Annotated in this window: 25 protein-coding genes; 7 read left to right on the forward strand and 18 right to left on the reverse strand. The window is 61.1% G+C overall.

From position 1 onward, the window contains the following. Positions 1-48: 48 nt before the first annotated feature. From KUF55_RS13785 to KUF55_RS13815, 7 genes are all read right to left on the reverse strand, one after another. Positions 49-2,004, reverse strand: coding sequence for an NHL domain-containing thioredoxin family protein (locus KUF55_RS13785; protein WP_218816943.1), 1,956 nt, complete (start codon positions 2,002-2,004; stop codon positions 49-51). Between the two features lie 149 nt (positions 2,005-2,153). Further along, a complete protein-coding gene (locus KUF55_RS13790; RefSeq protein WP_218816944.1) occupies positions 2,154-2,960 on the reverse strand; it encodes a hypothetical protein in 807 nt (268 codons plus the stop codon). Further along, positions 2,950-5,058, reverse strand: a complete 2,109-nt coding sequence (locus tag KUF55_RS13795) for a cytochrome c oxidase assembly protein (RefSeq protein ID WP_255557051.1) — start codon at positions 5,056-5,058, stop codon at positions 2,950-2,952. The genes KUF55_RS13790 and KUF55_RS13795 overlap by 11 nt, the downstream gene beginning before the upstream one ends. A gap of 145 nt (positions 5,059-5,203) precedes the next feature. Further along, positions 5,204-5,809 carry a copper resistance CopC family protein gene (locus tag KUF55_RS13800; RefSeq protein WP_218816945.1) on the reverse strand — a complete coding sequence of 202 codons (606 nt, stop codon included), beginning with the start codon at positions 5,807-5,809 and terminating at the stop codon, positions 5,204-5,206. Positions 5,810-5,867: 58 nt separating this feature from the next. Further along, positions 5,868-6,503, reverse strand: coding sequence for a hypothetical protein (locus KUF55_RS13805; RefSeq protein WP_218816946.1), 636 nt, complete (start codon positions 6,501-6,503; stop codon positions 5,868-5,870). Between the two features lie 187 nt (positions 6,504-6,690). Continuing rightward, positions 6,691-6,975: an HU family DNA-binding protein gene (locus KUF55_RS13810; RefSeq protein WP_132359215.1), complete on the reverse strand. Its 285-nt coding sequence runs from the start codon at positions 6,973-6,975 to the stop codon at positions 6,691-6,693. Between the two features lie 320 nt (positions 6,976-7,295). Further along, the gene (locus KUF55_RS13815; protein WP_218816947.1) at positions 7,296-8,276 is read right to left on the reverse strand and encodes an SDR family NAD(P)-dependent oxidoreductase; all 981 of its coding nucleotides are present in this window, start codon (positions 8,274-8,276) and stop codon (positions 7,296-7,298) included. Positions 8,277-8,471: 195 nt separating this feature from the next. Between KUF55_RS13815 and KUF55_RS13820 the strand changes: the two genes are divergently transcribed. Beyond that, positions 8,472-9,119, forward strand: coding sequence for a DUF1992 domain-containing protein (locus KUF55_RS13820; protein WP_218816948.1), 648 nt, complete (start codon positions 8,472-8,474; stop codon positions 9,117-9,119). An 84-nt stretch (positions 9,120-9,203) separates the two neighbouring features. On the opposite strand, the gene rpsN is transcribed toward KUF55_RS13820, so the two are convergent. From rpsN to KUF55_RS13860, 8 genes are all read right to left on the reverse strand, one after another. Beyond that, entirely contained in the window at positions 9,204-9,509 is a 306-nt protein-coding gene (rpsN, locus tag KUF55_RS13825) for a 30S ribosomal protein S14 (protein WP_132359221.1), read from the reverse strand. A 2-nt stretch (positions 9,510-9,511) separates the two neighbouring features. Next, complete coding sequence (gene rpmG / locus KUF55_RS13830; RefSeq protein WP_068733060.1) at positions 9,512-9,679, reverse strand: 50S ribosomal protein L33; 168 nt, start codon at positions 9,677-9,679, stop codon at positions 9,512-9,514. Then, on the reverse strand, positions 9,679-9,915 hold the full coding sequence (gene rpmB / locus KUF55_RS13835) for a 50S ribosomal protein L28 (RefSeq protein WP_132359223.1): 237 nt from the start codon (positions 9,913-9,915) through the stop codon (positions 9,679-9,681). Before rpmB ends, rpmG begins: the two co-directional genes overlap by 1 nt. 373 nt (positions 9,916-10,288) lie before the next feature. Beyond that, positions 10,289-10,762, reverse strand: coding sequence for a MarR family winged helix-turn-helix transcriptional regulator (locus KUF55_RS13840; RefSeq protein ID WP_132359225.1), 474 nt, complete (start codon positions 10,760-10,762; stop codon positions 10,289-10,291). Positions 10,763-10,861: 99 nt separating this feature from the next. Then, a complete protein-coding gene (locus tag KUF55_RS13845) occupies positions 10,862-11,659 on the reverse strand; it encodes an ABC transporter permease (RefSeq protein WP_168150292.1) in 798 nt (265 codons plus the stop codon). A gap of 11 nt (positions 11,660-11,670) precedes the next feature. After that, the gene (locus KUF55_RS13850; RefSeq protein WP_132359229.1) at positions 11,671-12,615 is read right to left on the reverse strand and encodes an ABC transporter permease; all 945 of its coding nucleotides are present in this window, start codon (positions 12,613-12,615) and stop codon (positions 11,671-11,673) included. Beyond that, entirely contained in the window at positions 12,612-13,766 is a 1,155-nt protein-coding gene (locus KUF55_RS13855) for an ABC transporter ATP-binding protein (protein WP_218816949.1), read from the reverse strand. Before KUF55_RS13855 ends, KUF55_RS13850 begins: the two co-directional genes overlap by 4 nt. A 344-nt stretch (positions 13,767-14,110) precedes the next feature. Next, positions 14,111-15,346 (reverse strand): spermidine/putrescine ABC transporter substrate-binding protein, encoded by a 1,236-nt coding sequence (locus KUF55_RS13860; RefSeq protein WP_132359233.1) that lies wholly within the window; start codon positions 15,344-15,346, stop codon positions 14,111-14,113. A 316-nt stretch (positions 15,347-15,662) separates the two neighbouring features. Between KUF55_RS13860 and KUF55_RS13865 the strand changes: the two genes are divergently transcribed. Together KUF55_RS13865 and KUF55_RS13870 are read left to right on the forward strand one after the other, a co-directional pair. Continuing rightward, positions 15,663-16,100: an Lrp/AsnC family transcriptional regulator gene (locus tag KUF55_RS13865; protein WP_132359235.1), complete on the forward strand. Its 438-nt coding sequence runs from the start codon at positions 15,663-15,665 to the stop codon at positions 16,098-16,100. Continuing rightward, positions 16,097-17,503 (forward strand): aspartate aminotransferase family protein, encoded by a 1,407-nt coding sequence (locus KUF55_RS13870; RefSeq protein ID WP_132359237.1) that lies wholly within the window; start codon positions 16,097-16,099, stop codon positions 17,501-17,503. Before KUF55_RS13865 ends, KUF55_RS13870 begins: the two co-directional genes overlap by 4 nt. Before the next feature lie 106 nt (positions 17,504-17,609). Here KUF55_RS13870 and KUF55_RS13875 read toward each other — a convergent pair whose 3' ends face one another. Both KUF55_RS13875 and KUF55_RS13880 read right to left on the reverse strand, forming a co-directional pair. Next, positions 17,610-17,900 carry a cupin domain-containing protein gene (locus KUF55_RS13875; RefSeq protein WP_218816950.1) on the reverse strand — a complete coding sequence of 97 codons (291 nt, stop codon included), beginning with the start codon at positions 17,898-17,900 and terminating at the stop codon, positions 17,610-17,612. A gap of 201 nt (positions 17,901-18,101) precedes the next feature. Then, positions 18,102-18,509 (reverse strand): hypothetical protein, encoded by a 408-nt coding sequence (locus tag KUF55_RS13880; protein WP_218816951.1) that lies wholly within the window; start codon positions 18,507-18,509, stop codon positions 18,102-18,104. Between the two features lie 95 nt (positions 18,510-18,604). Between KUF55_RS13880 and KUF55_RS13885 the strand changes: the two genes are divergently transcribed. Together KUF55_RS13885 and KUF55_RS13890 are read left to right on the forward strand one after the other, a co-directional pair. Continuing rightward, the gene (locus KUF55_RS13885) at positions 18,605-19,276 is read left to right on the forward strand and encodes a metalloregulator ArsR/SmtB family transcription factor (RefSeq protein WP_218816952.1); all 672 of its coding nucleotides are present in this window, start codon (positions 18,605-18,607) and stop codon (positions 19,274-19,276) included. 129 nt (positions 19,277-19,405) lie between these two features. Beyond that, entirely contained in the window at positions 19,406-21,355 is a 1,950-nt protein-coding gene (locus KUF55_RS13890) for an acyl-CoA dehydrogenase family protein (RefSeq protein WP_218816953.1), read from the forward strand. Between the two features lie 22 nt (positions 21,356-21,377). Here KUF55_RS13890 and KUF55_RS13895 read toward each other — a convergent pair whose 3' ends face one another. Further along, on the reverse strand, positions 21,378-23,027 hold the full coding sequence (locus tag KUF55_RS13895) for a PucR family transcriptional regulator ligand-binding domain-containing protein (RefSeq protein WP_218816954.1): 1,650 nt from the start codon (positions 23,025-23,027) through the stop codon (positions 21,378-21,380). Positions 23,028-23,144: 117 nt separating this feature from the next. Here KUF55_RS13895 and KUF55_RS13900 point away from each other — a divergent pair, with 117 nt between their 5' ends. Further along, entirely contained in the window at positions 23,145-24,638 is a 1,494-nt protein-coding gene (locus KUF55_RS13900) for a CoA-acylating methylmalonate-semialdehyde dehydrogenase (RefSeq protein WP_218816955.1), read from the forward strand. 25 nt (positions 24,639-24,663) lie between these two features. Next, on the forward strand, positions 24,664-26,037 hold the full coding sequence (locus KUF55_RS13905; RefSeq protein ID WP_218816956.1) for an aspartate aminotransferase family protein: 1,374 nt from the start codon (positions 24,664-24,666) through the stop codon (positions 26,035-26,037). Positions 26,038-26,092 lie beyond the last annotated feature (55 nt).

Raw genomic sequence — 26,092 nt, forward strand, 5'->3', positions numbered from 1 at the left:
AATCCCCCACCGGGGAGTTACCTTGCCTTTTGTACTGCTAAGTGGTGCCTAGTTATCCAGACCGCGCAAATCCAGAATCAGCTCGGATTCACCCTCGGCATCTAAGATCACCGGGATGCCCCAGTCCTGCTGGTACAGGTGGCAGGCTGCATGCATCGGGATCTCGCCACCCGGCTCACCATCGCAGGAGGCGGCGCGGGCGGTAATGTGCAGGACGCCCTCGCTGACATCCGGGTTTAGTTCCAAGGTGCGGGTCAGGCCCGGGGAGGTGCCAAAGCCGGAGAGCAGCAAATTCTCCGGTGAGGAGGAGATTTTCAACTGGGTCGGATCTCCCCAACGATCATCTAGCTTCTGGCCCTTGGGGGCGGAGAAACGCACGGTGAGCGCATGAGCTCCCGCGGTGACCTTGGTCTTGGGACGCTGGGTCTGGCTCGCTCCCTCGTCAACCACCAGGGCCTCGGCCGGAAGCGGCAGACGGACCAGCTGGTGGTTGTTGGTCTCCACGACCAGCAATACCGGCTCCCCGTCCACCGAATCATCAAGCTGCACATCGGCCGGCTCATTCAGACCGCGCGCCAGCGTGCTGACGGTTGCGGTCGCAGGGTCATAACGACGCACGGCGCCGTTGTAGGTATCGGCGATGGCCACCGAGCCATCGGGCAGCACGGTGACACCCAGCGGGTGCTGCAGGCGAGCCTCGGCGGCGGCACCATCGCGGAAGCCAAAATCGAAGAGTCCGGCACCGATGGCCGTCTCTACCGCCGCCACCGTTCCTTCCTCGTTGAGGACCAGACGGCGCAGCGCGGAGGTCTCCGAGTCGGCAACCCAGATATTCCCCTCCTTGTCACTGGCCAGACCGGAGGACTGCGCAAACCAGCTCTCCCCCGGTGCTCCGTCGGCAAGACCCTCAAGGCCGGTACCGGCGAAGACCGATAGAACCGCGGTGACCGGGTTGAAGGAGAAGATCTGGTGGGTGCCGGCCATCGCGATGATGACGGCCTGGGCCTTCTGACTCCACAAAACATCCCACGGGGAAGACAACGAGGTCTCCAGCGGAGCACTGCCCAGATCGCTGATCCAGACCTCTGCATCGTTTTCGTCAACCGCCGCACGGGCCTGATCAACGTCGAGCAGGCGCTGGATACCGTTGCCGGCTAGGGTCCCCACCGCTCCGGTTTCTAGGTTGAGCGACCGCAGACGGTGGTTCACCGTATCGGCGATGACCGCGTGGTAGCCCAGCTGTGTGGCCACATCGGCCGGCAGCAGGGTCAGGCCCTGTGGCTCATTAAACTGAGCGGTGTCGGCGTCGCCATCGGCATAGCCCTTGATGCCGGAGCCGAAGCTGCGCACCACGGTGCCCAGATCCTGGCTGAGCTCCACGATGCGGTGGTGCCCCGAATCGCCGACCAGGAAGTTTCCGTTCTCCAACGCCACGGCCTTGCCCGGGAAACGCAGGTTACCCTCGCGCGCCGGCGGCGCCACATACGGGCCGGTGCCGCGGTGCAAGGTGCCCTTGGCATCGTGCTCGGTTATCAATTCTTCCACCAGGGATTCCAGACCGCTGGCGTGGCCCTCCCCGGAGAGGTGAGCGACGATGTAGCCCTCGGGATCAACAACCACCAGGGTCGGCCAGGCACGAGCGCCATAGGCCTGCCAGGTCACGAGCTCGGGATCATCAAGCACCGGGTGCGCAATCTCGTAGCGTTCCACCGCGGCGGCCAGCGCGACGGGGTCTGCCTCGTACTCAAACTTTGGGGAGTGCACACCGACGGTCACCACCACGTCGGAGTACTTGGCCTCCAGCGGGCGCAGCTCGTCCAGGACGTGCAGGCAGTTGATGCAGCAGAAGGTCCAGAAGTCCAGGATCGTGATCTTGCCACGGAAGTCCTGCAACGAAAGTTGTTTCCCGCCGGTGTTCAGCCAATTGCGGCCCACTAATTCCGAGGCACGGACCTTATAGGAGGTGCGCACGGATTCGGTTCCGGTACTGGGGGTCACTGTCATGGGGGTACTCCTAGAGCTTGTCGGCTGACACGATGCTGTACTGCAATTATCCCGTGAGTGGTCTGCGGGAGGGGAGAACATGACGCGATGTAACGAATCCTTAAATCACCGCACGTAGTGGCCGATGACCGCGGAACTAAAACACCGAGCTAGTTGACCTGGGCCAGCGCCGCATTCAGGATCTGGGCCGCCAATTCGCTAAATTCGGTAGCTTCCAGACCATCTTGGGCGATGAAGGACACCATGGCCACATAATCTCCCTTGGCTTTGATCAACACCAAAGCCTGCTGGCGCATTCCCTGCCCCGTGTTTCCGCGCTCCCACAGGATCGCCGAATCGGCTTGCCCGGCGGAAACCTGCGGCTTTTTCGCGATGAACGGGCCGGTCTCGGTGCCCTGATTCATATTGGCGGCTCGACACTCGGAGAGTACCGCCAGGGCCGTGGCGTAATGCTCATCAAGAACCGAGCGGTCCGAGATTTTGGCGACCTCCACGGATCCGGTGGCCGAAACGGTGGTGTTGAGGAAATCGCTGCGAGCACCCTCGTCGCCCATCTGCACCGGTGACCAGTTCAGCGACTCGATGACCTCGCCACATTGTGTGGGAAGCACCGCCACACCGCCGAGAGTGTCTTGCGGTGCCTTGCGCAGCGCCTCCAACTCGTCCCCGGTAATCACTCGGGCCTGATCAAAGCCCAGCAGCGCGGCCATGGAGATACCCGAGGCCACCGCCAGCTCGGCGGTGGACATGTTTGCCGCCGTGCTGGCGGCAGCCGGAGTGCTGGCCGAAGCGTTGGCGACGGCCGGTGCGCTGGCCGGGGCATCGGTGTTCACCGGGGCGTGTCCCTTGGGCAGCTCGAGGCTTGAGTCCCCAGAAGAACAGGCGGAGAGCGCGAGCAGCAGTGCCGCGCCCAGCGAGATGGTGCGCAAAGCGCCGATTTTAGTCCTAGCGGCCACGTTGCTGCAGCTCCTGATCCTGTTGCTTGAGTTTGGCAAACATATCGTTGTAGGCGTGTAGCTCCGCGTCATTGTCGCGGTCGGCCTGCCGGTCCTTGCGTTTGGTTTCCTTGGTGTCGTCGCGGTTCCACGACACCATCACGCCCAGGGCCAGCAGCAGCGTCGGGATTTCACCAATCCCCCACATGGCCCCGGCGCCCAGGCGTTGGTCCGCCAGTGCGTCCACGCCCCAGGTCCGTCCCATATTGCCAAACCAGTCGGCCTGCATCAGAGAGGTGGAGCTCATGATGGAGACACCATAGAAGGCATGGAAGCTCATGGTGGCCAGCAGGATCACCAGGCGCAGTGGGTAAGGGGCCCGGCGGGGCACCGGGTCGGTGCCGATCATCGAGAGCGCAAAGAGGTAACCGGTGATCAGGAAGTGCACGTTCATCAGTTCGTGGCCCACGTGGTTGCGCAGGGCGAAGCCGAAGATGTCGGTTCCGTAGAAAATGATGATGGATCCGGCGAAGTTGGCGGCGGCGAAGATCGGATTGGTGATCAGCGCCGAGTACTTGGAGTGCACCAACACCAGGATCCACTCGCGCGGTCCCCGGGTCCCATCGGTGCGTGAGCTCAGCGCCTTGAGCATCAGGGTCACGGGCGAGCCGATGACCATCAGCAGCGGCGCCACCATGGTCATGGCCATGTGGTCAACCATGTGCACCGAGAAGAGGATCTTGCCGTAGACGGCCAGGGCTCCGGAGGTGAAGTAGAAGAGGCAGCCAAGACCCAGAAGCCAGGAAATGGTCAGCAGGATCGACCATTTGTCCCCGCGACGGCGCACCGTCACCACGGCCCAGAGATACACGACGGCCAGGAAGAGGGCAATGGCGATCCACAGCCAGTCCATCCGCCAGACCTGGGTCCAGCTGTCCGTGGTGAGTTCCGGCGGCAGCTCGTAGCCGGTGAGCAGTCGGGCCGGTGTGGGAAGGACCGGTGCGGTATCCGGGGTGGGAGGCGCGGTGCGGGCCAGCACGGTGGCCAGCGACATGGCGATGGCCATGATGATCGTTTCGGCGCCCACGACCAACCAGGCGGCGCGGGTCGCTGCGATTTTCCCCGCCTCGAGGGCGGGGATGACGCGGCGGCGGTGGGCCAGGCCCAGCGCGCCAAGGGCCAGTGTTGCTACGGCTTTGGCGATGACGAGCAGGCCATAGGGGGTGAGCCATTGGTCCCACCCGGTGATGCGAATGGTGGCGTTCACCACGCCGGAGCCGGCGACCAGCACGATGGCGATGGTGGCCAGCGCGGAGAAGCGGCGCAGCACCGTGCCGGCCAGGATGGGGCGGGGGCCGGAGAAACGGCCGGGACTCTTGCCCACCAGCAGCGGTGCCAGCGCGGCGAGCACCACGATGCCACCGAACCAGAGGCATACCCCGGCCAGGTGCAGCATGATCGAGTTGACGGCGCCCCAGTGGTCATCTCCGCCGGCGGCATGGCCGATCAAGGACAGCGGCAGAATTCCTGCCAGCGAGAAGGCCGCCGTGGCACCGACCCAGGCCGGGGAGCGGACACCGAAGGCCAGTGAGGAGGTAATCGCAGCGATCACGATCATCCAGGCCCAGGCCCGTCCGACGGAAATGTTCAGGACGTAATCCAGCATCGCGGAGGTATAGCTGGGGTCTGCGCTCATGGGCTTACCCACGAGGTCCCAGAAGTTGAACACCAGTACCGCTGCGGCCGAGACGGTCCAGACCATTCCGGCGGCCGCGGCAAGGTTCATCACGCGGGCGAAGGCCGGATGGGTTTGACCACCGTCGGTGCTGCTCTCGCCGGGCACCGGGCGTTTGGGTTTGGTCGAACGCGGCAGGATGCAGGCCGCGAAGACCAGCGAGGCGATGGTGATGGCCATGCTTGAGTGATGAATGGCCTTGGCCGCGGGCAATGCCCAACGGATCAGCGGACCGGGATCCCCCAGCTCGCTAGCCTGTGCCGTGCCGGCAAAGTAGCTGGCGGTGATGAGCACCAGGATGCCCACCACCAGTGCCGGTAGGGTCAGCAGGGGCCACAAACGCCCCGTTGAGGCGTCGGCCTTAGTGTTCAGTGACGTGTTCACGTTGTCCTTTCAACTTCCTGCCCGACCATTCTCCCACCGTTCAACCGGGGAGCGGGCCAAAGTGGCAGGTGCCACGTTGGCCCGGGAAGCAGCACGTACGGCTTTTCCCGGGTGCACCAACGGTGGCGGCCCCGGGTGTTGCTGCTTACTTGTTTTGGCCGCGGACCTTGAGCAGCACCAGCAGCACCATCCCGATGACGGCAACGCCGGCGATCGTCCAGATCAGACCCGCCGGCATACCCGCGAAGGGCTCAGTAGCGGCGGAGTCTTCGGTGGCTTCCGGGGCTGGTGCTGCGGGGGCCTGCTCGGCCGCCGGTGCCGAAGCGGTGGCTGGTGCGGAGCTGGCCGCCGCAGCGGGGTCCTTGACCTCGAAGGCGATCTCCTTGTTGATCGGGTGACCATCGGAGGAAACCACACGAGCGTCGAGCACGTAGCTGCCATTAATCAACGTCGTGGTGGGAGTGACAGTGACCTCGCGCCCCGCGACGGCAAAGGTCGAGTCAAAGCTTTTTCCCGCGTCATCGGTCAATTCCAGAATCGTGCCGATCTTCTTGATGTCTCCACTGAAGGTGAGCACCAGCGACTTCGGAGCGGCCTTCAGCACGTCTCCCGAGGCCGGTGTGGAGGATATCAATTCGTCGTGGGCTTGGGCGCTGGAAACGCCGAATACCGTCATCAGGCACAGCAAGGCCGCTGCGAAGAGCAGGCCGAGGCGGGTGAGGGTGCGTGGGGTGTGGATTACATGAGTCATGGCTTGAGTGGTCCTTTGCACCGCGGGAGCATCGTGCCGCGGACGGTTGGGAGTGCTTTTACAAGATGGCGAAAGCAGGACCCCGTGGCGGACCACGGCGATAAAGACTGGGACGCAGCACGTCGCGCAGGACCAATGACGGGCGGTAGCTGCCCAGCAGCGGCTGGCTGCCGCGTGGTAGCTGCGTGGTGCGGGCAAAGAGGATCAGGCACGGCACCCAAAGGAGAATGGCTTCCGCGAATGCGCGGGCGGCGATCTCACCGCGGCGTATGGCCAGCACCGTCAGGGCGCCGGCAAGGAGGTGGGCCAACGGCATCAGCAGCCCGGTGGTGGGTTCAACGGAGGCGGCAACGGTAACGGAGTTGTTGATGCTCAGGTGTGTGAGTTGCTGCCCATGCCCGGCATGCTCCGTGGTGGCATTCAGTGTTCCGAACACCTGGTGTTGGTGGCCGAACAATAAGAAGGCTCCGTGGTAGATGCCCTGGCTCAAAACCACCGCGCAGGTGGTGCGGAGCAGCGAAATCTTATGGGAGGCCACCGCCGTGCAGATCGCTGCGCTGATGCAGAACAGCAGGCCAAGAATCGCCAGGGGTGGTCTGGCACCGTCTACGAGGGTGTGGGATGCAGCGGCAAGGCTTGTGCAAACGAACGCACCAATCCAGCCACGCATGATGCGCAGGCCGTGATCGTTCATGCCGCATTCCTCCACCCGCTGCTAGGACTGGTATTGCCGATCGGTTCCAGCAAATTAGTCTACTAGATTCTACGATTCGTAGAATGATCGTGCGGGTGACAGCTCGTTAACGCGGAAACCGCCCCCTGCCACCCGGTCATAGGACCAGTGCAGGGAGCGGTTTCGAAGCTGTTGCGACGAGCGCAGACTACTTACCGGAAACGGCAGCCTTCAGCTTGGAGCCAGCGGTCAACTTGACCGAGTGGCCAGCCGGAATCTGAATGGCTTCGCCGGTCTGCGGGTTACGGCCGGTGCGAGCTGCACGGTCGGTGCGCTCAACTGCGAGCCATCCCGGGATCGAAACCTTTTCGCCCTTGGAAATCTGGGAAACGAAGACGTCGAACACTGCGTCCAAAACGCCGTTGACGGCTACCTGGGAGTTGCCGGTCTTCTCGGCGACAGCTGCAACAAGTTCACTACGGTTCATAGCCAAAGTATGTCCTCCTGGACTTAATCTTCCCGCCCTTTTACGGGGCGGGCCGCCTCGCGTTCGCGGGGACTTCTGTGTGAGAACTTACCAAATGATCCTGCGCGAAACGCCCGAATTGGGCCGAATTCCGGGGTTTTTTTTGAAGTTTTGCTGCTTTTTCGCTCTTAGCAGTATTTTTTGAGGCCAAAGAGAGACGAACGGCACTTCGCGGCGGCGTGACTCGACGATTCGGCTTGGGGTCTTTTTCTGCCAAATACTGCGCTCCCCCGTGCTCAATGTTGGCGCCTGGAATGTCCGGTCAGACTCCTGGCCGAAGGGGAAAATTAGCCAAACAGGCGGATGCCGGTGGCCGTTTCGGCCGCCTTCCAAATCAGTTCCGCCTTGGCGCGATCGGTGGTGATCGAGGCAGGTCGAGTTCTAGCGGGGCCTCCACGTACCAAGCCCCTCGGCCCATAAAATGCCGGCCCACTATCGTTGAAAGCCTGCGCGTCCAACGCCGCGCGCACCACGGGCCAGGCGCCATGATTTTTTCCTTGAGTGAACGCACCTTGGGTCAAGGCCAGGGCACGTTTCCCGATACGTGGTTCATTAATACCCTCGATCACCTGAGTGCGACCGGAAATAGAGTATCCGGGGTGTGCCACCAGCGAGCGGATCCTGCTTTTATCCAGCTGTAAACGCCGGTCAAGTTCGAAGCCGAAGGATTGAGTCATCACCTTGGATTGGGCATAGGCCCGCCATGCTGAATAGTTGCGGTCCAGTTGGGCATCCTCCAGCCGTGGGCGGCCAACCAACAGGGTAGCAAGTGATCCGAGCATCACCACACGGGCGGCGGCAGCTCGCTCCAGTGCGGGAAGCAACCCGCTGATCAACGCGAAGTGACCGAAGTAGTTCGTGGCGGACACCAGTTCCAAGCCATCGACGCTGAGCTGGCGCGTGCGTGGCGCGTGCACCATCCCGGCATTGGCAATCAGAACGTCCAGGCGCTCACGAGTTCCCAGTTCTTCCACGGCGTCGGCTACCGAGGCCAGGCTGGAAACATCCAGTCTCACGTGTCGGAGGGTGGCTTTCGGTACTCTCGCCAAGATCGCGCTGGCCGCGGCTTGTGCCTTCGCCTCGTTGCGACAGGCCATAATGACCTCGGCTCCGCGCTGCGCCAGCTGGAGACTGGTCCAGAATCCGATGCCTGCATTCGCTCCGGTGACCAGTATTCGCAAGCCCGTGGCATCACCCGGAGCCCGGTACGGTGCATCGTGCTCGACGGGTGCCCTGCGGAGTGTCTGTGTGCTGAAAGGCTTGCTCATGATGTCTAAAACTACCGTCTATGCTCCGATTCGGCGCGTGCTGGCAGCTGCTCTGCGTCGTGGCGGGGCTACTCGCCGCAATGATCATCGGGGATGATCGCCCGCCCGAGCATCCGGCCCGTTGCCTTGATTGCCCAGGGGTCCACACCTCGTTAAGCTGAAGGTTATTGGCCTAGCGAAAGGTGTGAAGGGCACATGTCGAGAGAAAATCTTGAAGAAAACAGTGAAGCAGCCCTGCGTTCGGCCCGCTATCGGTTAGCCCGCGACTCGGAGGCAGAACCGGTTCCCGTTGACGAATACGCTCAACAGACTGGCAGGAGCTTCGGCTCCGATCAAGCTCCCCCACAGGCTCCTCGGTTTAATGCCGATGATGAGGTCTGGGAGGTCGCCAACAGCGCCCTCGATGCTGCCTTTGCCCGCGGGGATTTTGATAATCTCGCCTACGCTGGCAAACCCATTCCCGGTTTGGGAACCACCAACGATCCCGATTGGTGGGTGAAGGGGCTCATGGAACGGGAGAACGTCAGCGGCCTCGGTCCCCCGGCGTTGATGCTGCGCAAGGAAGATGCAGAGTTGGAAGCTACCTTGGACCAGCTGCCGAACAAGACAGCCGTCCGTGAGGCGCTTGCTGACTTTAATTCCCGCATCATTGAGGCACGCCGGCAATTGCTGGGCGGGCCTCCGGTGGTGACCGCACTCCGGGATATCGATGCGGAGCTGAACGCTTGGGAGAAACGACGATCCGCCAGCCATGCGGCGCCCGTCACCGAAAGAATCGACTCGGTAGCTACAGGTCGTGGCGGATGGTTGCGTCGGCTTTTTACCTCACACCCCGAACACTGATTTCGGATTCGACAAATTTACTGGCCGTTAAACGGCCGAAGGCCCCAACCACGAATGGTTGAGGCCTTCGACATCTTCTGGAATTTACCAGGAAGACTTGGTGATGCCCGGAAGCTCGCCACGGTGTGCCATGTCGCGGAAGCGAACACGGGAGATACCGAACTTCTGGAGGGTACCGCGGGGACGGCCGTCAATGGCGTCGCGGTTACGAACACGTACCGGCGATGCATTGCGGGGCAGCTTCTGCAGACCCAAGCGGGCCTCTTCGCGTGCCTCGTCGGTTGCGTTCGGGTCAACAAGGGTCTTCTTGAGGGTTGCACGCTTTTCGGCGTAGCGCTCAACGATGACCTTACGCTGGTCGTTCTTAGCGATCATAGACTTCTTGGCCATGTTTAGCGCTCCTCTCGGAATTCGACGTGCTTGCGGACTACCGGGTCGTACTTCTTCAGTACGAGACGGTCCGGGTCATTGCGGCGGTTCTTGCGAGTCACGTAAGTGAACCCGGTACCGGCGGTCGACTTGAGCTTGATGATGGGACGTACGTCCTTATCCTTAGCCACTAGATCTTCACACCCTTTGCAATGAGTCCGGTTACAACGGCGTCGATGCCACGAACGTCAATGAGCTTGATGCCCTTTGCCGACAGGGTCAACGTAACGTTGCGGCGCAGGGACGGAACCCAGTAGCGCTTCTTCTGGATATTCGGGTCGAACCGACGCTTGTTGCGGCGGTGCGAGTGGGAGATGCTGTGTCCGAAGTTCGGAACTGCACCAGTCACCTGGCATACTGCTGCCATGATCACTCCTCAGTTGTAGTAAATATTGGCGGTACTCGTTTTACAGATACAGCGGAAACTGCTGCCTCTGAATCTGCGTATAAGAGTCCCGCCACCAGTTGTGACACCGTTATTACTGCAGAAGGTAACCAGGCTGGGTGAGAACCAACCGAAGAGCCTTTTTTAGCGTGAAAGACGGTGAACCTCATGGTCAATGAGTACTTTTCCCTACTCGGCGACCATGATATTCGGTTTTACGGGTAACCGCACACACCCGATTGGGCATGCACGACTTAACGCCTAATCATTCTAGGCGATTAACACATCCGGGGCCAAATCGACAACCTGTCTTTTTGGCTTCCCGGCATGCGATCTGTCTCACGCCAGCTTTTGGCTAACGCAGGATCCAGTGTTCGGGCTCCAATTGGACAACGACCTTTCGGCCGATACGTGCCAGTTCGGCAACATCGTGTTCATCCAGGCCCTGGAAGATCAGTCGACGTACCGAAGCCACGTGCTCGGGCGCCAGTGATACCAAGGTGTCCCACCCCTGCCCGGTGAGTTGGGCGATGGTGACCCGGGCATCCTGTTCGGATCGGCTGCGTTCCACCCAGCCGCGAGACTCCAACTTTTTGACAACGTGTGAGAGACGCGAGAGTGAGGCGCTGGTACGCGAGGCCAACTCGCTCATGGGCAACACGCGGTCCGGCGCCTCGGACAACATCGCCAGGACGTTGTAGTCGAAGAGGGTGATCTTCGACTGGACCTGTAACTCGCTGTCGAGTGCTGCGGGCAACAATGTCGCCACCGAGACGAGGGCCAGCCACGCCTCTCTTTCCACGGGAGACAGCCACTTTTGTTCACTCATGCCAACTATCTTTGCATAGCAGCCGCCGGCATATGATCATGGAGCCTCCTCACCCCAGCGCTCACTTCCCGAATGTGCCGCACTCGACACTTCCTCCGTCTACCGTGCGGCGAGCACCTTGCGACGGCGGTAGGCGATGACCTGTGAGGTGATGACGACCGCTAGGGCCAGCAGGAACATTGCCGATCCAATGACGTTGGCCTGGGCTGGAATGCCGCGGGTGGCCGAGACGTAAATGAACTTGGGGAAGGTGGAGAAGTTTCCCGAGTTGAAGTTGGTGATGATGAAGTCGTCAAAACTCATCGCAAAGGAGAGCAAGGCCGCTGCCACAACACCCGGGAGCAGCAGCGGGAAGGTCACCTTCCAGAACGTCGCCAAGGGGCTGGCATAAAGATCAGATGCCGCCTCCTCAAGTCGTGGATCCAAGGACGAGACGCGGGCCCTGACGGTGACCACCACAAATGACATACAGAAGATGACGTGAGAAATCACGATGGTGGTGAATCCCAGTTCCCACCCGAGGTTCAGGAATTGGGCCAGCAGTGAAGCGCCCAGGACCACTTCGGGGGTTGCCAGCGGAAGAATGATCAAGAGATCGGCGGTGTTGCGGAACTTGAACTTGTAACGCACCAACCCCAAGGCAATGCAGGTACCCAACACCGTGGCGATCACCGTGGCCACCACACCGACCTGCAGTGAGTTGACCAGCGATTCACACACGTTGGGTGCTCCGCAGGGGTTTTGCCAGTTATTGAGGGTGAAGCCCCGCCATTCCAGGTTGGTCCGCCCCGCGTCATTAAAGGAGAAGACAAAGATATAGGCGATCGGCACCAACAGGTACACAAAGGCCAGACCTCCGGCGACCGGAATCAACCAACGTCCAATTACGCGTTTCATGCCAAACCTCCCTAGAACAGTTCCTTGGTGCCAAAGCGTTTGATGTAGATCAGGACCAAGGCAAGGATCAAGATCATCAGGATGAAGCTCAAGGCCGAGGCACCGGGGTAATCGACGATCTTGAAGAAGCGAGAATCAATGACCTGCCCGATCATCGCGGTGTCCCTGTTATTGCCCAACAACGCCGCATTTACGTAGTCGCCCGCGGCCGGGATGAAGGTCAGCAGGGTGCCGGCGAAGATGCCGGGCGCCGAGAGCGGCAGCGTCACCTTGAAAAAGGTCGTCAGTGGGCTGGCATACAAGTCTCCCGAGGCTTCCAAAAGGTTGGTGTCCAGTCGGTCAAGGTTCGCGTAAATCGGCAGGGTCATGAACGGTAGGAAGTTATAGGTCAAGCCGCAAACCACGGCAAAGGCCGTGGCGGTGAGGTGTCCGTCGGCGGGCAGAATGGCAATGGCCCGCAGAACGGTGACCACCGGACCCTCATCCGAAAGGATCTGTTTCCAGGCCTGGGTGCGCAAGATGAAACTGGAGAAGAAGGGTGCAATGAGTAGCACCAACAGGATGCCTTGCAATAGCTGACGACCGCGCAGCCGTACCGCCACTAGGTAGGCCATGGGGAATCCGATGACCAGCGCCGCGGCGGTGGCGATCAGCGCAAAGATGAAGGAGCGCAGGAAGACATCCCAATAGGCGCTGACGACTGTGACATAGTTGCCGAATTCTAGGGCGGGGACAAACTCGCCGATTTCGCCGCCCGGCGGCTTGGCGTTGAGCGACATGCTCAGCAGCACCAGAACCGGGGCGGCAAAGAAGAGGGCAAGCACGATCATCCCCGGCAGGATGAGGTAGAGCCCCATTCTGCCCTTACGACGTTCCGCTGAGATTTCCTCGGTGCTGCGTGGGTCTTCGAGCTTTTGCTTTTTCTTGTCGCCACGACGCGTGGCGGTGGCGGTCATAGCGCATCCTTCCCTTCGGTGGCCTTTTCATTCCCATCAAGGCCGAAAGAGAATTCCGGCTCCCACGTCATGCGCACCGTTTCGCCGCGTTGCGCAGGAGCCTGGCCCATGTTCTGCGAGAAGGTTGCTAGGGTTCCGATCCCGGGGACATCAACAAGGTATTCGGTGCTGACCCCGGTAAAGGATGCGTCAAGGACGGTTCCGGTCAGCATGTTGGCGCTGGGCGAATACTCGGCCTCTAGGGTCATGACCCGCATCTTTTCGGGGCGGACCCCCACCACCGCAGCACCGTTGTGGGCCACTGCCCGATTTTTGGGCATGACGAGTCGGTGGCCCGAAGCGTCCACCGCCACGGCGTCACCCAGATCTTCAAGTACCGTCCCGTACATCAGGTTGGACTTGCCAAGGAAGTTGGCAACAAAGGCGGTCTTGGGCAATTCGTAGAGGTCGCGCGGGGCCCCCATCTGCTCGATTTTGCCCTTATTCATTACCGCGACGGTGTCGGCCATGGTCATGGCTTCTTCCTGGTCGTGGGTGACGTGGATAAAGGTCAACCCCACTTCTGTCTGGATCGATTTGAGCTCGACCTGCATTTGCCTGCGCAGCTTCATATCCAAAGCCCCGAGCGGTTCATCAAGCAGAAGCACCGCCGGACGGTTAACCAGGGCCCGTGCCAGTGCCACGCGCTGCTGCTGTCCGCCGGAGAGTTGGGTGGGTTTTCGGGACGCCATATGTTCAAGTTCCACCATGGCCAGGGCTGCCTTGGCGCGTTGCAGGGTGTCCTTAACTCGCTTGCGCTTGAGACCGAAGGCTACGTTATCCAACACGCTCATGTGTGGGAACAGTGCGTAGGACTGGAAGACGGTATTTACCTGCCGTTGGAAGGAGGGCAGCTTCGTGACGTCGTGCCCACCGATACTGATACTGCCGCTGGTGGGTTGTTCCAGCCCGGCGATCATGCGCAAGGTGGTGGTCTTGCCGCAGCCCGATGGTCCCAGCAGAGCGAAGAAGGTACCGCTGGGTACCGTGAGGGTCAGATCATCCACGGCGGTGAAATCCACAAATCGTTTCGAAATGTTCTGTAGGTGTAGATCTGCGCCCGAGGACGTGGTCGTGCCAGGCTCACTCTTGCTAGTGGTCACGGTGGTCATAATCAGGCGCCAATCATTGGTTGGAACATGTTCTGGAATTGATTTTTGACTTCAAGACTCATCTCAGGCATCTCTCACGCATCAGGCACTGGTAGATCGGTTCGATCGGGGTCATGTAGTCCTGACCGATCCCCCGGCCCGCTGGAACCGGACTTTCTGCGGTGGCTGGCTCTGCTGCAGCTTCCGTTCAGCCGATGCTGGCTCGACTCTTCCACGCGCTTGAACCACACCCGCAAGGGCCACTCCACCCGATCCGGTAACGACTGCGCGACGGGATCTCCGGACGCTCTTGCTCCCCCCAAGGACGAGCCGGAGCGCCGGTTTTTGGTGAGTGGCCCGCAACATTAGGCGCCGATCGCGGTCTGGAACTGGGAACCGTAGTTTGTTTCTTCCTCGGCGCTCAATGATCTAAAGACGTGGGCGTTGGCCAGATCTTCGTCGGAGGGGAAGATCAGCGGATTGTCCGTCAGCGACGGATCAATCTTTTCCATGGCTTCCTTTGCGCCAGCCACGGGCGAAATGAAGTTGACGTAGGCTGCTACCTGGGCCGCGATCTCCGGGTCATAGTAGAAGTCCATGAGTTTCTCGGCGTTGGTCTTGTGTGGCGAAGCCACCGGGACCATCATGTTGTCGCTCCACAAGGTGCAACCGGCCTCCGGGATAACAAACTCCCATTGGTCGTTGTTCTCGAAGTTCATTTGGGTCAAATCCCCACTCCACACGATGCCGGCGATGGCGTCCCCGGAAATGAAGTCCTCCTTATAGGAGTTGCCCTTCACCTGACGAATTTGACCGTTGTCGATCTGTGCCTTGAGGGTGTCTGTGGCCTTGGCGAATTCGGTGTCGCCCCACGTTCCGGCGATGTCCACACCATCTTGAAGCATGAGCAGGCCGATGGTGTCCCGCATTTCGTCCAAGACCGTGATTCGCCCCTTAAGCTCAGGGGCCCACAGGTCGGCCACGCTACGCAGTCCCTTCGGGAACTTCGCCTTATTCCACGCAATGCCCGCGTAGCCACTTTGCCAGGTCAACGAGTTTTTGCGTCCCGGATCAAAGTCAACGTTTTGGAGCGTGGGCAGCAGGTTTTTGAAGTTGGGAATGTTTGCATGGTTCAGTTCTTGGGTGAATCCCTGGCGAATAACGCGGTCGGTCATCCAGTCGGTGAGGACGATGATGTCTTGTCCGATGTCTTGGCCGGCCGACAGCTGAGCCTGAACCTTCCCGTAGTAGGTGTCGTTACCGTCGATGTCCTCCGAGTAGCTCACGTCGATCCCCGTGAGCTTGGTGAATTCCTGGAGCGAGGGGTACTTCTTGGTCTTCTCGTCGTAGTCCAGATACAACGTCCAGTTGGCGAAGGCGAGTTTCTTCTCGCTCTCGGACAGGTCGGTGACCGCTACCTTCGCAGATTCAGAACTTGCTGACTTACCGCCGGTACCGCAGGCGGCCAAGAACGCTGCTAGCCCCAAGCCTCCGGCACCCGCGAGCATCTTGCGACGGGAGAGTTGCATGCGTTGCATCTGACCAATCAGTGCTCGAACGGCTGGATCCCGAGGCATTTCACGCTGATTCTGCTCTGACATTTTGAAGCTCCCCTTCAGCTGGCCCTGCATCTTCTGGTGGGTAACGCTGGATCAGCGTGACACCAGTCACCGCGTCTCTTGAAAAGGATCATGTCAGGAATACCGTGCCCTGACAATAGTTTTCGTTGATTAACATTTCTGAAACAAATGAAACCCGTTGCGAAAAGACTCTTCCACAACTGATTCCTTCGGGCTATGCTCTTTTTCAGCGGCATGGTGGTGCCACACCGCTGAGTAAGGCCACCCATTCGTTCGATCAGGAGGTCGATAGGACGTGACCCAATCCGCGCCCCACAGCTCTTCCAATGGCTTTGTCATGGATGAAACGTCAAAAGCAATCATTGAGCAATTACAACAAGACGGGCGCCGCTCTTACGCAGCCATCGGCAAGGCCGTGGGTCTGAGCGAAGCCGCCGTGCGGCAACGGGTCCAAAAACTCGTCGACAGTAAGGTCATGCAAATTGTCGCGGTCACCGATCCGCTGCAGCTTGGCTTTAAACGACAGGCCCTACTGGGCATTAAATCCACCGGCGACATCATTGCCACAGCCGATCGGATCTCTGCCCTACCCGAGGTCGACTACTGCGTTGTGGTGGCCGGCCCATCGGACATCATTGCGGAAGTTATCTGCGCCAATGATGAGGACCTCCTTCGTATCATCACCGAAATTCGATCCGTGGAAGGGGTACGTGAAACCGAAACGTTCATGTATCTCTCGCTACGTAAACAGGAATACAACTGGGGTACACGATGAGCATTTCCAGCAAATCAGCAACCAGCACCACTCCTTTGGGCACCGATCGTCAGGACGCGGCCCGGGATCACCTGTGGATGCACATGGCCCGCCATTCTCCTTCGCAGGGTGGTGCCCACATCCCGATCATCACCCGAGGTGAGGGTCATATGCTCTACGACGATGCCGGCAAGAGCTACATCGATGGCCTGGCAGGCCTCTTTGTGGTTAACGCCGGTCACGGCCGAGTGGAGCTGGCCGAGGCCGCAGCCAAGCAGGCCCAGAAACTTTCCTTCATGCCGCTGTGGTCCTACGCCCATGAACCGGCCATTGATCTGGCCGAGCGACTGGCCAACTACGCTCCGGGCGATTTGAACCGCGTCTTCTTCACCACCGGCGGCGGTGAGGCGGTTGAATCGGCCTTCAAGTTGGCCAAGCAGTACTTCAAGTTGAAGGGAAAGCCCGGTAAACACAAGGTCATTTCCCGGGCGCTGGCCTATCACGGCACGCCGCAGGGCGCCCTAGCGATCACCTCGCTGCCGGATATGAAGACTCCGTTCGAGCCATTGGTCCCCGGAACTTTCCGAGTACCAAACACCAACTTCTACCGTGCCCCGGAGCAATTTGCCGATAATGAGAAGGACTTCGGTCTCTGGGCCGCGGAGCGTATCCGTGAGGCCATCGAATTTGAGGGTGCAGATTCCGTGGCGGCGGTCTTCCTAGAACCAGTCCAGAACTCCGGCGGATGTTTCCCACCTCCCCCGGGCTACTTCCAACGCGTGCGCGAGATCTGCGACGAGAACGACGTACTGCTGGTCTCGGACGAAGTCATCTGCGCCTTTGGGCGCATTGGCTCGATGTTCGCGTGTGATGACTTCGGCTACGTTCCCGACATCATCACCTGCGCTAAGGGCCTGACCAGTGGATACTCACCACTTGGCGCCATGATCGCTTCGGAAAAACTCTTCGAGCCGTTTAAGCACGGGGACACCACCTTCTATCACGGCTACACCTTCGGCGGGCACCCGGTCTCCACCGCTGTGGCCATGGCGAACCTGGACATCTTCGAGCGCGAGGGCCTGAACCAGCGGGTGAAGGACAACGCCCCGATCTTCAAGTCCACCCTGGAGAAGCTCAAGGACCTGCCGATTGTCGGTGACGTCCGGGGTGCCGGCTACTTCTACGGCATTGAGCTGGTCAAGGACAGGAAGACCAAGGAGACGTTTAACGACGAGGAGTCCGAGCGCCTGCTGCGCGGCTTCCTGTCCACCGCCCTCTTCGATGCGGGGCTGTATTGCCGCGCCGATGACCGTGGAGACCCCGTCATCCAGCTTGCCCCGCCACTGACGGTGGGCCCGCCGGAGTTCGACCAGATGGAGTCGATCCTGCGTTCGGTGCTTACCGAGGCGGAAAACCACTTCTAGGAAACGATGAGCCAGCAGTAGGGGCGGGACGCAATTGACATGCGTCCCGCCCCTACTTCATTCTCGGAGTCCGCATCTTCAGGCCACTGGCGCTGCTAAAAGTTGACTACTTCAGCTCGATCTCCACAAACACAAACTCGGAATCCGCATCGTTGAAGACGTTGTGCTCGCTGCCGGCAACCCGGGTATAGGAGACACCCGCCCGCAGGGAATTGACCGACACGCCGTCCGTGGTCTCCAGGCCGAGCTCGCCGGTGGTCATCGGGACCACCACATAGTCGGTGGGATGGACGTGCCATCCGGTTTCGGTTCCAGGGGCGAAACGCCATTCGGTGACTCGAACGCGTTCATTGTCGATCTGGATGGTGGCGATTGCAGCCACTCGAATCTCGGGCATGTCTGACCTTTTCTTGGGCGATGGATGAAGAGCTGATATTGCCCGGTTCATCCTGCCATCTTGGGCCGAGACCGACAAGCGATGGCATCGATGCGTGGTCGGCCATTGTACGCAGGGTACTCGGTGCCGCGGATGAAAGAAAACCACCCGCGGCACCGACCGCTTGCTTCGGCCGCCACCCCAAGTCGAGCTCGGACGGCACTACGCCCCGCGTGCCGTTGCGAGCCGGTTCAGTGCTAGAGCTCCGACCAACAACCCGAAGTCCCGCAGGGCAACATCAAAGTAGTTGGGGATCATCAGCAAGTTCACGATGATCCCCAACAGCCAGAGGACCACAACCAACGAGCCAATCTTGGGGCGCAGAGCCACTAGAATGCCTGCAGCAATCTCCATGACGCCCACCGCAAACATAAACACCTGCGGAGTGACAGGAATGATGTCGGTGGCCAGCGGAGCCAGATAATGCGTCCAGTCGGTGAGCAGGTTAGTGAATTTGTCGAGGCCGAAAACTATCGGCGCGACGGTGAAGATGGTTCGCAATAGGACGAACGCTTGGTGATTAAGCTTGGCGCTGCTGTCGGTTGCGGCGCTCACGGTGCGGGTGGCCATCTCTCGGCCCTTCTTTCTAAAGTAGGTATACGTCATTTTAGAATCTCGAGAATCTCTAAGTCAACAGTTGCTAGCTTTAGATTTACACTTGAGCCATGACGCCCTCCCATCAACAGCAACGGCTGACCGCCGTGGCGGCCCTGGCCGATCCCGTTCGCCAGGCCGTGTACGAATTTGTACGCACAGCCGATAGCGCAGTGGGTCGAGAGGACTGCGCGAGCGCCCTCGGGCTCCCCCGCAATGCCGTCGCCTTTCAACTGGACAAGCTGGCAGATCAGGGTCTACTAGCGGTGGAATTCAGACGCCTCAACGGTAAGGAAGGACCCGGTTCCGGCCGCCCCTCCAAGCTCTACACCGCGACTCATCACGAGGTCGCCGCCAGCGTGCCACACCGCGAATACACTCTGGCGGCAAATCTCATGGCTCAGGCCATTGAGCGTGCCGGAGCTGAAAACCGCCCCGTCACCGAAGTCCTCGCCGAGGTGGCTCGCGAAGCCGGTGAATCGATCGGCGCCCAGTCCGGTCCCCTAGCCCAGGTGCTCAGCGATCATGGATACCGGCCCCAAGCCCGTCCCGATGGTGCGCTCGAACTCCTCGATTGCCCCTTCCATCAGCTCTCCCTCAATCATCGAGACACCGTCTGCGCCATGAACCTAGCGCTACTGACCGCGGTCGTTGAAGAATCGGAGGCACCCTACCGCGCATGTTTCGATCCTCCGACCAACGCGCATCATTGCTGCGTGCGCATGGATCCAAAGATCCGCTAGCCGCAACGGATCAGCACCCTTGAGGACTCCCCTATCGGCGATCGTCATCCACGGCTAGGCTGGGCGCAACACGTCGGGGCTTGTCAGTCCGCAGGGCAGGTCCTTGGTTTTCAACCAGGGGGAAATTCCATGAGCATTGATGAGACTCATTTTGGTCACCGCGTTGATGAGAAGGTGGCGCGCCAGGTGGCGGAGGCTGCCCGCGAGCAACAGTGGGATCGGCCAAGTTTCGCCAAGGGCCTGTACATGGGGACCTTTGACTGGGAGCTGATTCACCCGCACCCTACCCCCGACCCCGAGGCGGCAGCACGCGGGGCAGCCTTCATGATTCGATTGCGTGCGACCATCAAGGGCTTTGACCCGACCATCATCGAGCGCGAAGCCAGGATACCGGACGAGTACATCAAAGCCCTGCGCGAGGTCGGAGCCTTCGGCATGAAAATTCCGGTTCAATACGGCGGCCTTGGCTTGAACCTGGCCGACTATGGACGAGCCTTGATGCTGCTGGGCACCCTTAGCCCGAGCCTGGGGGCCCTGCTCTCAGCCCACCAATCCATCGGTGTTCCGGAGCCCGTCAAGATGTTTGGCACCGATGCGCAGAAGCAGGCGTTCCTCCCCCGTTGCGCCGAGGGTGCCATCTCGGCCTTCCTGCTGACCGAAAATGACGTCGGCTCCGACCCCGCCCGGTTGGGCACCACCGCCACGCTTTCGGCGGACGGCAGCAGCTACATCATCAACGGCGCCAAGCTCTGGACGACTAACGGGGTGGTGGCCGAGCTGCTGGTGGTCATGGCGGCGGTGCCCGCCCACCAACTAGCGGATGGAACCACCGCCCGCGGCGGCGTCAGCGCCTTTGTGGTGGAAGCCGACTCAGACGGCATCCTTGTGGAGAATCGCAACGTCTTTATGGGCCTACGCGGCATAGAAAACGGCGTCACCCGCTTCCGTGATGTGGTGGTGCCGGCCCAGAACCGTCTGGGCAAGGAAGGCTCGGGCCTCAAAATTGCCCTGAGCACGCTGAACACCGGTCGACTTTCGATACCTGCGATGTGTGCCGGTGCGGGAAAATGGTCCCTGAAGATTGCCCGAGAATGGTCCAACGCCCGGATCCAATGGGGCAAGCCCGTGGGCAAACATGAGGCAGTGGGTCAGAAGATCGCCTACATTGCCGCGAGTACCTTCGCGCTTGAAGCGGTCTTCGAGCTTTCCGCTTCGCTGGCCGACGCCGGAATGAAGGACGTACGGATCGAGGCGGCACTGGCAAAACTTTTCTCCTCGGAAGTTTCCTACAAGATCGCCGACGAGCTACTGCAGATCCGCGGCGGACGTGGTTATGAGACGGCCGCCTCGCAGCGGGCTCGCGGTGAACGAGCTGTCCCGGTGGAGCAACTCTTACGAGATTTACGCATCAACCGCATCTTCGAGGGTTCCACCGAGATCATGCACCTGCTGATCGCCCGTGAGGCGGTGGATGCCCACCTGAAGGCGGCGGGCGCACTGGCAGAGAAGGACTCCGATATGGCGGCCAAGGCCAAGGCGGCGGTGGGTGCCTCCGGCTTCTACGCCAGATGGCTACCCAAACTGGCCGTGGGCTCGGGGCTGCTGCCCAATTCCTATGCGCAGCACGGTCGGCTGGCCAAGCACCTGCGCTTTATTGAGCGAGCCTCGCGCCGGTTGGCCAGGCATACCTTCGCCGGAATGGCCACCTGGCAGGCCGCCATGGAAAACCACCAGGTGTTCCTGGGCCGGGTGGTTGATCTGGGTGCCGAGCTCTTTGCCATGGCCGCCTGCATCTCCCGCGTGGAACTCATGCGCACGAGCGACCCGGCCAACGCGAACTCGGCCGAGCTGCTGGCCCTGGCCTTCTGCGAACAGTCCGAGCACCGCTGCGAAACCCTCTTCCGGGACCTGTGGGCGAACAGCGACACAACCGATCGGAAGTTGTCCAAAAAGGTTCTCGCCGGGGACTTCACCTGGCTAGAAGCTGGCGTCGTGGATACCTCGGAAGGCACCGGCGAATGGATCGCGCAGTGGTCCACCGAGCGCATGCCCGATATGCGGCGCCCCTACGGCGACTAGCCGTCAGGACAATACCGCCCAGCTAGGCCCCGGCCAAGGAGCGCCACAGTAACGCAACATGCAGGGAGGTCCGCGACTCGGCGTCATCGAGGGAGACCCCGAGCTTGTCCTGAAGTTTTTCCAGCCGAGCATAAAGTGCGGGCCGACTGAGGAACCCGGTGCGGGCCAGCGCCGACTTGTTGCCGCCATGCTTCAGGTAGAGGCCGAGCAAGTCGAGGGCGGGTTCATCGAGCGGGTCCAGGATGCCGGCCAGCTCTGCCTCGGCAAAGGACTTCAGGCGCGGATCCTCGTGCATCAGCGCCAGCAGTCCGCGCAGTCGCACGTCGGCAAAGCGGTAGAAGGGCCGGGCCCGGGTGTCGAAGGTTGCCACGGTCTCGGCCACCTGGGCCGCCTGGGCCAGCGAGTGAGCAGCCTCCGAAAGGTTCTTGTGCCCGCGCCCCACACCGACCGACCAGTCCACGACGTCCTGCTCCCGTGCCAGCTGTCGGCAGATCCGCTCCAGCAGCGGCTCCTCCAGTTGTTTGGCACCTACACCCAGCAGCATGCCAATCTGGCCGCTTTGCAAACTAGCGGCCAGGGCGGTGGTCCTGGCCGAATTCATCACGGCGTTCAGGGCGTCCAAGAGAGCGCGCTCGCGCAGCTGCACACCCGTGGGCGTTTGATCAGGCCGTTCATCCAGCCGGAATACCATCGGAACGTAGTGCGCAGACTCGGCCAGCCCGAGGGCGCCGGCGCGGATCAGCACCTCGTTCTCCCCGAGGGCGTGCTGCTGGCGAAGTTCGTGCAGCAGTCCCGCCCTGGCCTGGTGCAGCAATTCCTTTTGATCGCGTCCGGCCAGTCGGGCGATGGACAGCGTCTGCCCGGCGCGTTCGAGCACCATGGCCGCATCCTCGTCCGTCTCCAGTTCGCCGGGAACCACGAGTCGGCCCCAGCGTTGTCCCTGGATGCCGACCGGGGTCTGGAGCCAGCTTTCCTCCCCGGCGCCGCGGCCGGTGCTATCCAGGTACCCGACCCGGCGCGAACGTTCGGGCCAGTGGAAAAGCAACGCAGCATCGAGACTCGGGCCCGACGCAAAACTCAAGACCAGGTGGGCCACGTCTTCAAGGACCACCGGTGCCCCAATAAGTTCGGCGGCCCGTGCCACGATCCCGTCCTCTGTCGCGTTCTGCAGACTCAGTGCGGTGAAGACCTCGTGGATCATCCGCGATCGTTCCAGCGCCGCAAATTGGTCCGCGACCAACATCCGGTGCACCACCTCGGTGATCTCAACAAAGCGCACGCGTCGCCTTAACAAGATGACGGGAAAATCGCTGTGCCGCGCAAGCTGCCGCAACGCGGCGACGGAGGCATCACGATCGTTGGCCGCCCCCGTTACCAATTCGACGATGAGCCCGGCCGCACCCGCTGCCCGCACCTGAGCCAGGAATCCAGCAACCCCGGCCCCGGCCTCGCCGAAGGCCATGCCCGTGGTCAATACCAGCTCCCCACCGGAGAGCAGTTCGGCGAGATCGGGCGTCTCGGCCACGTGCACCCAACGCACGGCGGTTCCCAATAGGTCTTCGCCGCCCAGCACCTCGGGTTCCCCCGCGGCAACAGCGGGCAGGTCAAGGACCCGGGTTATGCTCACGGTCCCGGAAATCGCGGGCTTCAGCTGGCTGGCGGCGGTAGTCATAGACAAAGTGTATTTCTTTGACCATAAGACGTTACAGGTTGACGGTGTTGTGGGGGTGTTCCGGGCGACACAATTGACTCAATACCGATTTTCCCCGCTTTGAAAGGCTCACACGCCATGCAGACCCTCTCCCACTGGATCAACGGAACCATGCTGGACGTCCCTGCCGATTCCCGTTTTGCCGACGTGATGAATCCAGCTACCGGCAAGGTCTCTTCACGCGTGGCTCTGGCCTCCCCGGCGACCACCGGGGAAGCCATCGCCGCGGCCCACGCCGCGTTCCCCGCCTGGCGCGACACCTCACTGACCCGTCGCTCGCAGATCCTGTTCAACTACCGCGAGCTGCTGAACCAGCGCAAGGGTGAACTCGCTGCCATCATCACCGCCGAACACGGCAAGGTCCTTGATGACGCCATGGGCGAGATTGCCCGCGGGCTGGAAGTAGTGGAGTACGCCTGCGGCATCCCGCACCTGATCAAGGGCGGCTACACGGAAAATGCCTCCACCAAGATCGACGTGCACTCCATCCGTCAACCCCTGGGCGTTGCCGCAATCATCTCCCCCTTCAACTTCCCGGCCATGGTCCCGATGTGGTTCTTCCCCATCGCCATCGCCGCCGGCAACACCGTCATCCTCAAGCCCAGCGAAAAGGACCCGACGGCAGCGCAGTGGATGGCCGAGCTCTGGAAGGAAGCGGGGCTTCCCGACGGCGTCTTCAATGTGGTCCACGGGGACAAGGAATCCGTCGATACCCTGCTGACCGATTCGCGCGTCGCCTCGGTCTCGTTCGTGGGTTCCACCCCGATCGCCCAGTACGTCTATGTCACCGGCACCGCGCACGGCAAGCGGGTCCAGGCCCTGGGCGGGGCGAAGAACCACATGCTGGTATTGCCCGACGCGGACCTGGATCTGGCCGCCGATGCCGCGGTGAACGCGGGCTTCGGTGCCGCCGGCGAGCGCTGCATGGCCATCTCCGCGATCGTGGCCATCGATTCGATCGCCGATGAACTGGTGGCCAAGATTGCCGAGCGTGCAGCCACGCTGCGTGTGGGTGATGGGATGCGCGGCTGCGATATGGGCCCGTTGGTGACCGCGGCCCACCGGGACAAGGTTGCCGGCTACATCGACGCCGGCGAGGAAGCCGGCGCCACCATGGTGTTGGATGGTCGGACGGTGGATCCGGATGCCGAGGGTGATGGATTCTTCCTGAATCCGACGCTCTTTGATCACGTCAGCACCGACATGTCGATCTATACCGATGAGATCTTCGGCCCGGTTCTCTCGGTGGTGCGTGTGGATTCCTTCGATGAGGGCATTGAGACCATTAATGCCAACCCGTATGGCAACGGCACGGCGATCTTCACCAACGACGGTGGGGCTGCCCGCCGCTTCGAGAATGAGATTCAGGTCGGCATGGTCGGCATTAACGTGCCCATCCCGGTTCCGATGGCCTACTACTCCTTTGGCGGATGGAAGAACTCGCTCTTTGGTGACGCCCACGCCTATGGCTCCGAGGGCGTGAACTTCTTCACCCGCGGTAAGGTCGTCACCTCCCGCTGGCTGGATCCCAGCCATGGCGGGCTGAACCTCGGCTTCCCGCAGAACGTCTAACCCCACCCTTGTGGAAGGATCCATCATGAGCACAGCTGCAGCCACCGATTCCATCACCGCGGAACAGATCGCCGCCGGGAAACGCGCCCACGAGCTGGACCGCCAGCACGTCTTTCATTCCTGGCAGGCCCAGGGACCGTTTAACCCCATGACCATCCTGAAGGCCGAAGGCTCCTGGGTCTGGGACGGGGAGGGCAACAAACTGTTGGATTTCTCTTCCCAACTGGTGAACACCAACATTGGCCATCAACATCCCCAGGTCGTTGCCGCCATCCAGGAGCAGGCGGGTAAGTTGTGCACCATTGCTCCGCAGCATGTGAACGATGCCCGTTCGGAGGCAGCCCGGCTGATCGCAGAGCTGACACCCGGGGATTTGAATCATGTGTTCTTCACCAATGGTGGGGCCGATGCGGTGGAGCATGCCATTCGCATGGCCCGTCTACACACCGGTAAGCACAAGGTGCTGGCCGCCTACCGTAGTTATCACGGAGGTACCCAATTAGCGATCAACGCGACCGGGGATCCCCGCCGCTTCCCCAATGACCGGGGAGATTCCGGGGTGGTGCACTTCATGCCTCCTTACCCCTATCGTTCGTACTTTGCCGCCACCACGGAGGCCGAGGAAACCGAGCGCGCGCTGCGCCATCTCGAGGATCTGATTACCCTCGAGGGAGCGGCAAATATTGGGGCACTGATCTTAGAATCCATCCCCGGTACCGCCGGCATTTATGTCCCGCCGGCCGGCTACATGGAGGGCGTGCGGACGCTGACCCGCAAGTACGGCATCATCTTCATCGCCGATGAGGTCATGGCCGGCTTCGGCCGCTCCGGCAAGTGGTTCGCCATCAACCACTGGGATATCACCCCTGATTTGATCACCTTCGCCAAGGGAGTGAACTCCGGCTACGTTCCTTTGGGTGGTGTGGCGATTTCCGACGCGATCTTTGAAACATTCCGTGAGCGTCCCTACCCCGGTGGGCTGACCTATTCGGGGCACCCGCTGGCCTGCGCCGCGGCGGTGGCCACCATCAATGCCATGAAGGACGAATCCATGGTGGAAAATGCTGCGCGCCTCGGTGAGCGGATCATCGGCCCGGTCCTCGCCGAGCTCATGGCCAAGCACCCGTCCGTGGGGGACGTGCGCGGGACCGGCTGTTTTTGGGCGGTGGAACTAGTCACCAATCGTGAGACCCGCGAGCCCATGGCACCCTACGGAGGATCATCGCCGGCCATGTCCGCCGTGACAGCTGCGCTGAAGAAGGCAGGCATCTTGCCGTTTGTGAACTTCAACCGCATCCATGTGGTCCCACCACTGAACATCAGCGACGCGGATCTGCGTACCGGTCTAGCGATGTTGGATGAGGCTCTGGATGTTGCCGACACGTTTGTGACCGACTAACAGCTCACTTCTCCTCACAACCGATAGTGTCCGCATCCGGAAATGGACTTCCGGA

It is taken from the genome of Paeniglutamicibacter sp. Y32M11 (assembly GCF_019285735.1).
GTDB lineage: Bacteria > Actinomycetota > Actinomycetes > Actinomycetales > Micrococcaceae > Paeniglutamicibacter.

Coding starts and splice junctions, on each gene's coding strand:
- KUF55_RS13880 (WP_218816951.1), bottom strand. CDS start 18,509: ATGGCCACCCGCACCGTGAGCGCCGCAACCGACAGCAGCGCCAAGCTT.
- KUF55_RS13885 (WP_218816952.1), top strand. CDS start 18,605: ATGACGCCCTCCCATCAACAGCAACGGCTGACCGCCGTGGCGGCCCTG.
- KUF55_RS13785 (WP_218816943.1), bottom strand. CDS start 2,004: ATGACAGTGACCCCCAGTACCGGAACCGAATCCGTGCGCACCTCCTAT.
- KUF55_RS13800 (WP_218816945.1), bottom strand. CDS start 5,809: ATGACTCATGTAATCCACACCCCACGCACCCTCACCCGCCTCGGCCTG.
- KUF55_RS13815 (WP_218816947.1), bottom strand. CDS start 8,276: ATGAGCAAGCCTTTCAGCACACAGACACTCCGCAGGGCACCCGTCGAG.
- KUF55_RS13895 (WP_218816954.1), bottom strand. CDS start 23,027: ATGACTACCGCCGCCAGCCAGCTGAAGCCCGCGATTTCCGGGACCGTG.
- rpsN (WP_132359221.1), bottom strand. CDS start 9,509: ATGGCCAAGAAGTCTATGATCGCTAAGAACGACCAGCGTAAGGTCATC.
- KUF55_RS13820 (WP_218816948.1), top strand. CDS start 8,472: ATGTCGAGAGAAAATCTTGAAGAAAACAGTGAAGCAGCCCTGCGTTCG.
- rpmB (WP_132359223.1), bottom strand. CDS start 9,915: ATGGCAGCAGTATGCCAGGTGACTGGTGCAGTTCCGAACTTCGGACAC.
- KUF55_RS13840 (WP_132359225.1), bottom strand. CDS start 10,762: ATGAGTGAACAAAAGTGGCTGTCTCCCGTGGAAAGAGAGGCGTGGCTG.
- KUF55_RS13855 (WP_218816949.1), bottom strand. CDS start 13,766: ATGACCACCGTGACCACTAGCAAGAGTGAGCCTGGCACGACCACGTCC.
- KUF55_RS13805 (WP_218816946.1), bottom strand. CDS start 6,503: ATGAACGATCACGGCCTGCGCATCATGCGTGGCTGGATTGGTGCGTTC.
- KUF55_RS13860 (WP_132359233.1), bottom strand. CDS start 15,346: ATGTCAGAGCAGAATCAGCGTGAAATGCCTCGGGATCCAGCCGTTCGA.
- KUF55_RS13905 (WP_218816956.1), top strand. CDS start 24,664: ATGAGCACAGCTGCAGCCACCGATTCCATCACCGCGGAACAGATCGCC.
- KUF55_RS13865 (WP_132359235.1), top strand. CDS start 15,663: ATGGATGAAACGTCAAAAGCAATCATTGAGCAATTACAACAAGACGGG.
- KUF55_RS13890 (WP_218816953.1), top strand. CDS start 19,406: ATGAGCATTGATGAGACTCATTTTGGTCACCGCGTTGATGAGAAGGTG.
- KUF55_RS13850 (WP_132359229.1), bottom strand. CDS start 12,615: ATGACCGCCACCGCCACGCGTCGTGGCGACAAGAAAAAGCAAAAGCTC.
- KUF55_RS13900 (WP_218816955.1), top strand. CDS start 23,145: ATGCAGACCCTCTCCCACTGGATCAACGGAACCATGCTGGACGTCCCT.
- KUF55_RS13875 (WP_218816950.1), bottom strand. CDS start 17,900: ATGCCCGAGATTCGAGTGGCTGCAATCGCCACCATCCAGATCGACAAT.
- KUF55_RS13870 (WP_132359237.1), top strand. CDS start 16,097: ATGAGCATTTCCAGCAAATCAGCAACCAGCACCACTCCTTTGGGCACC.
- KUF55_RS13845 (WP_168150292.1), bottom strand. CDS start 11,659: ATGAAACGCGTAATTGGACGTTGGTTGATTCCGGTCGCCGGAGGTCTG.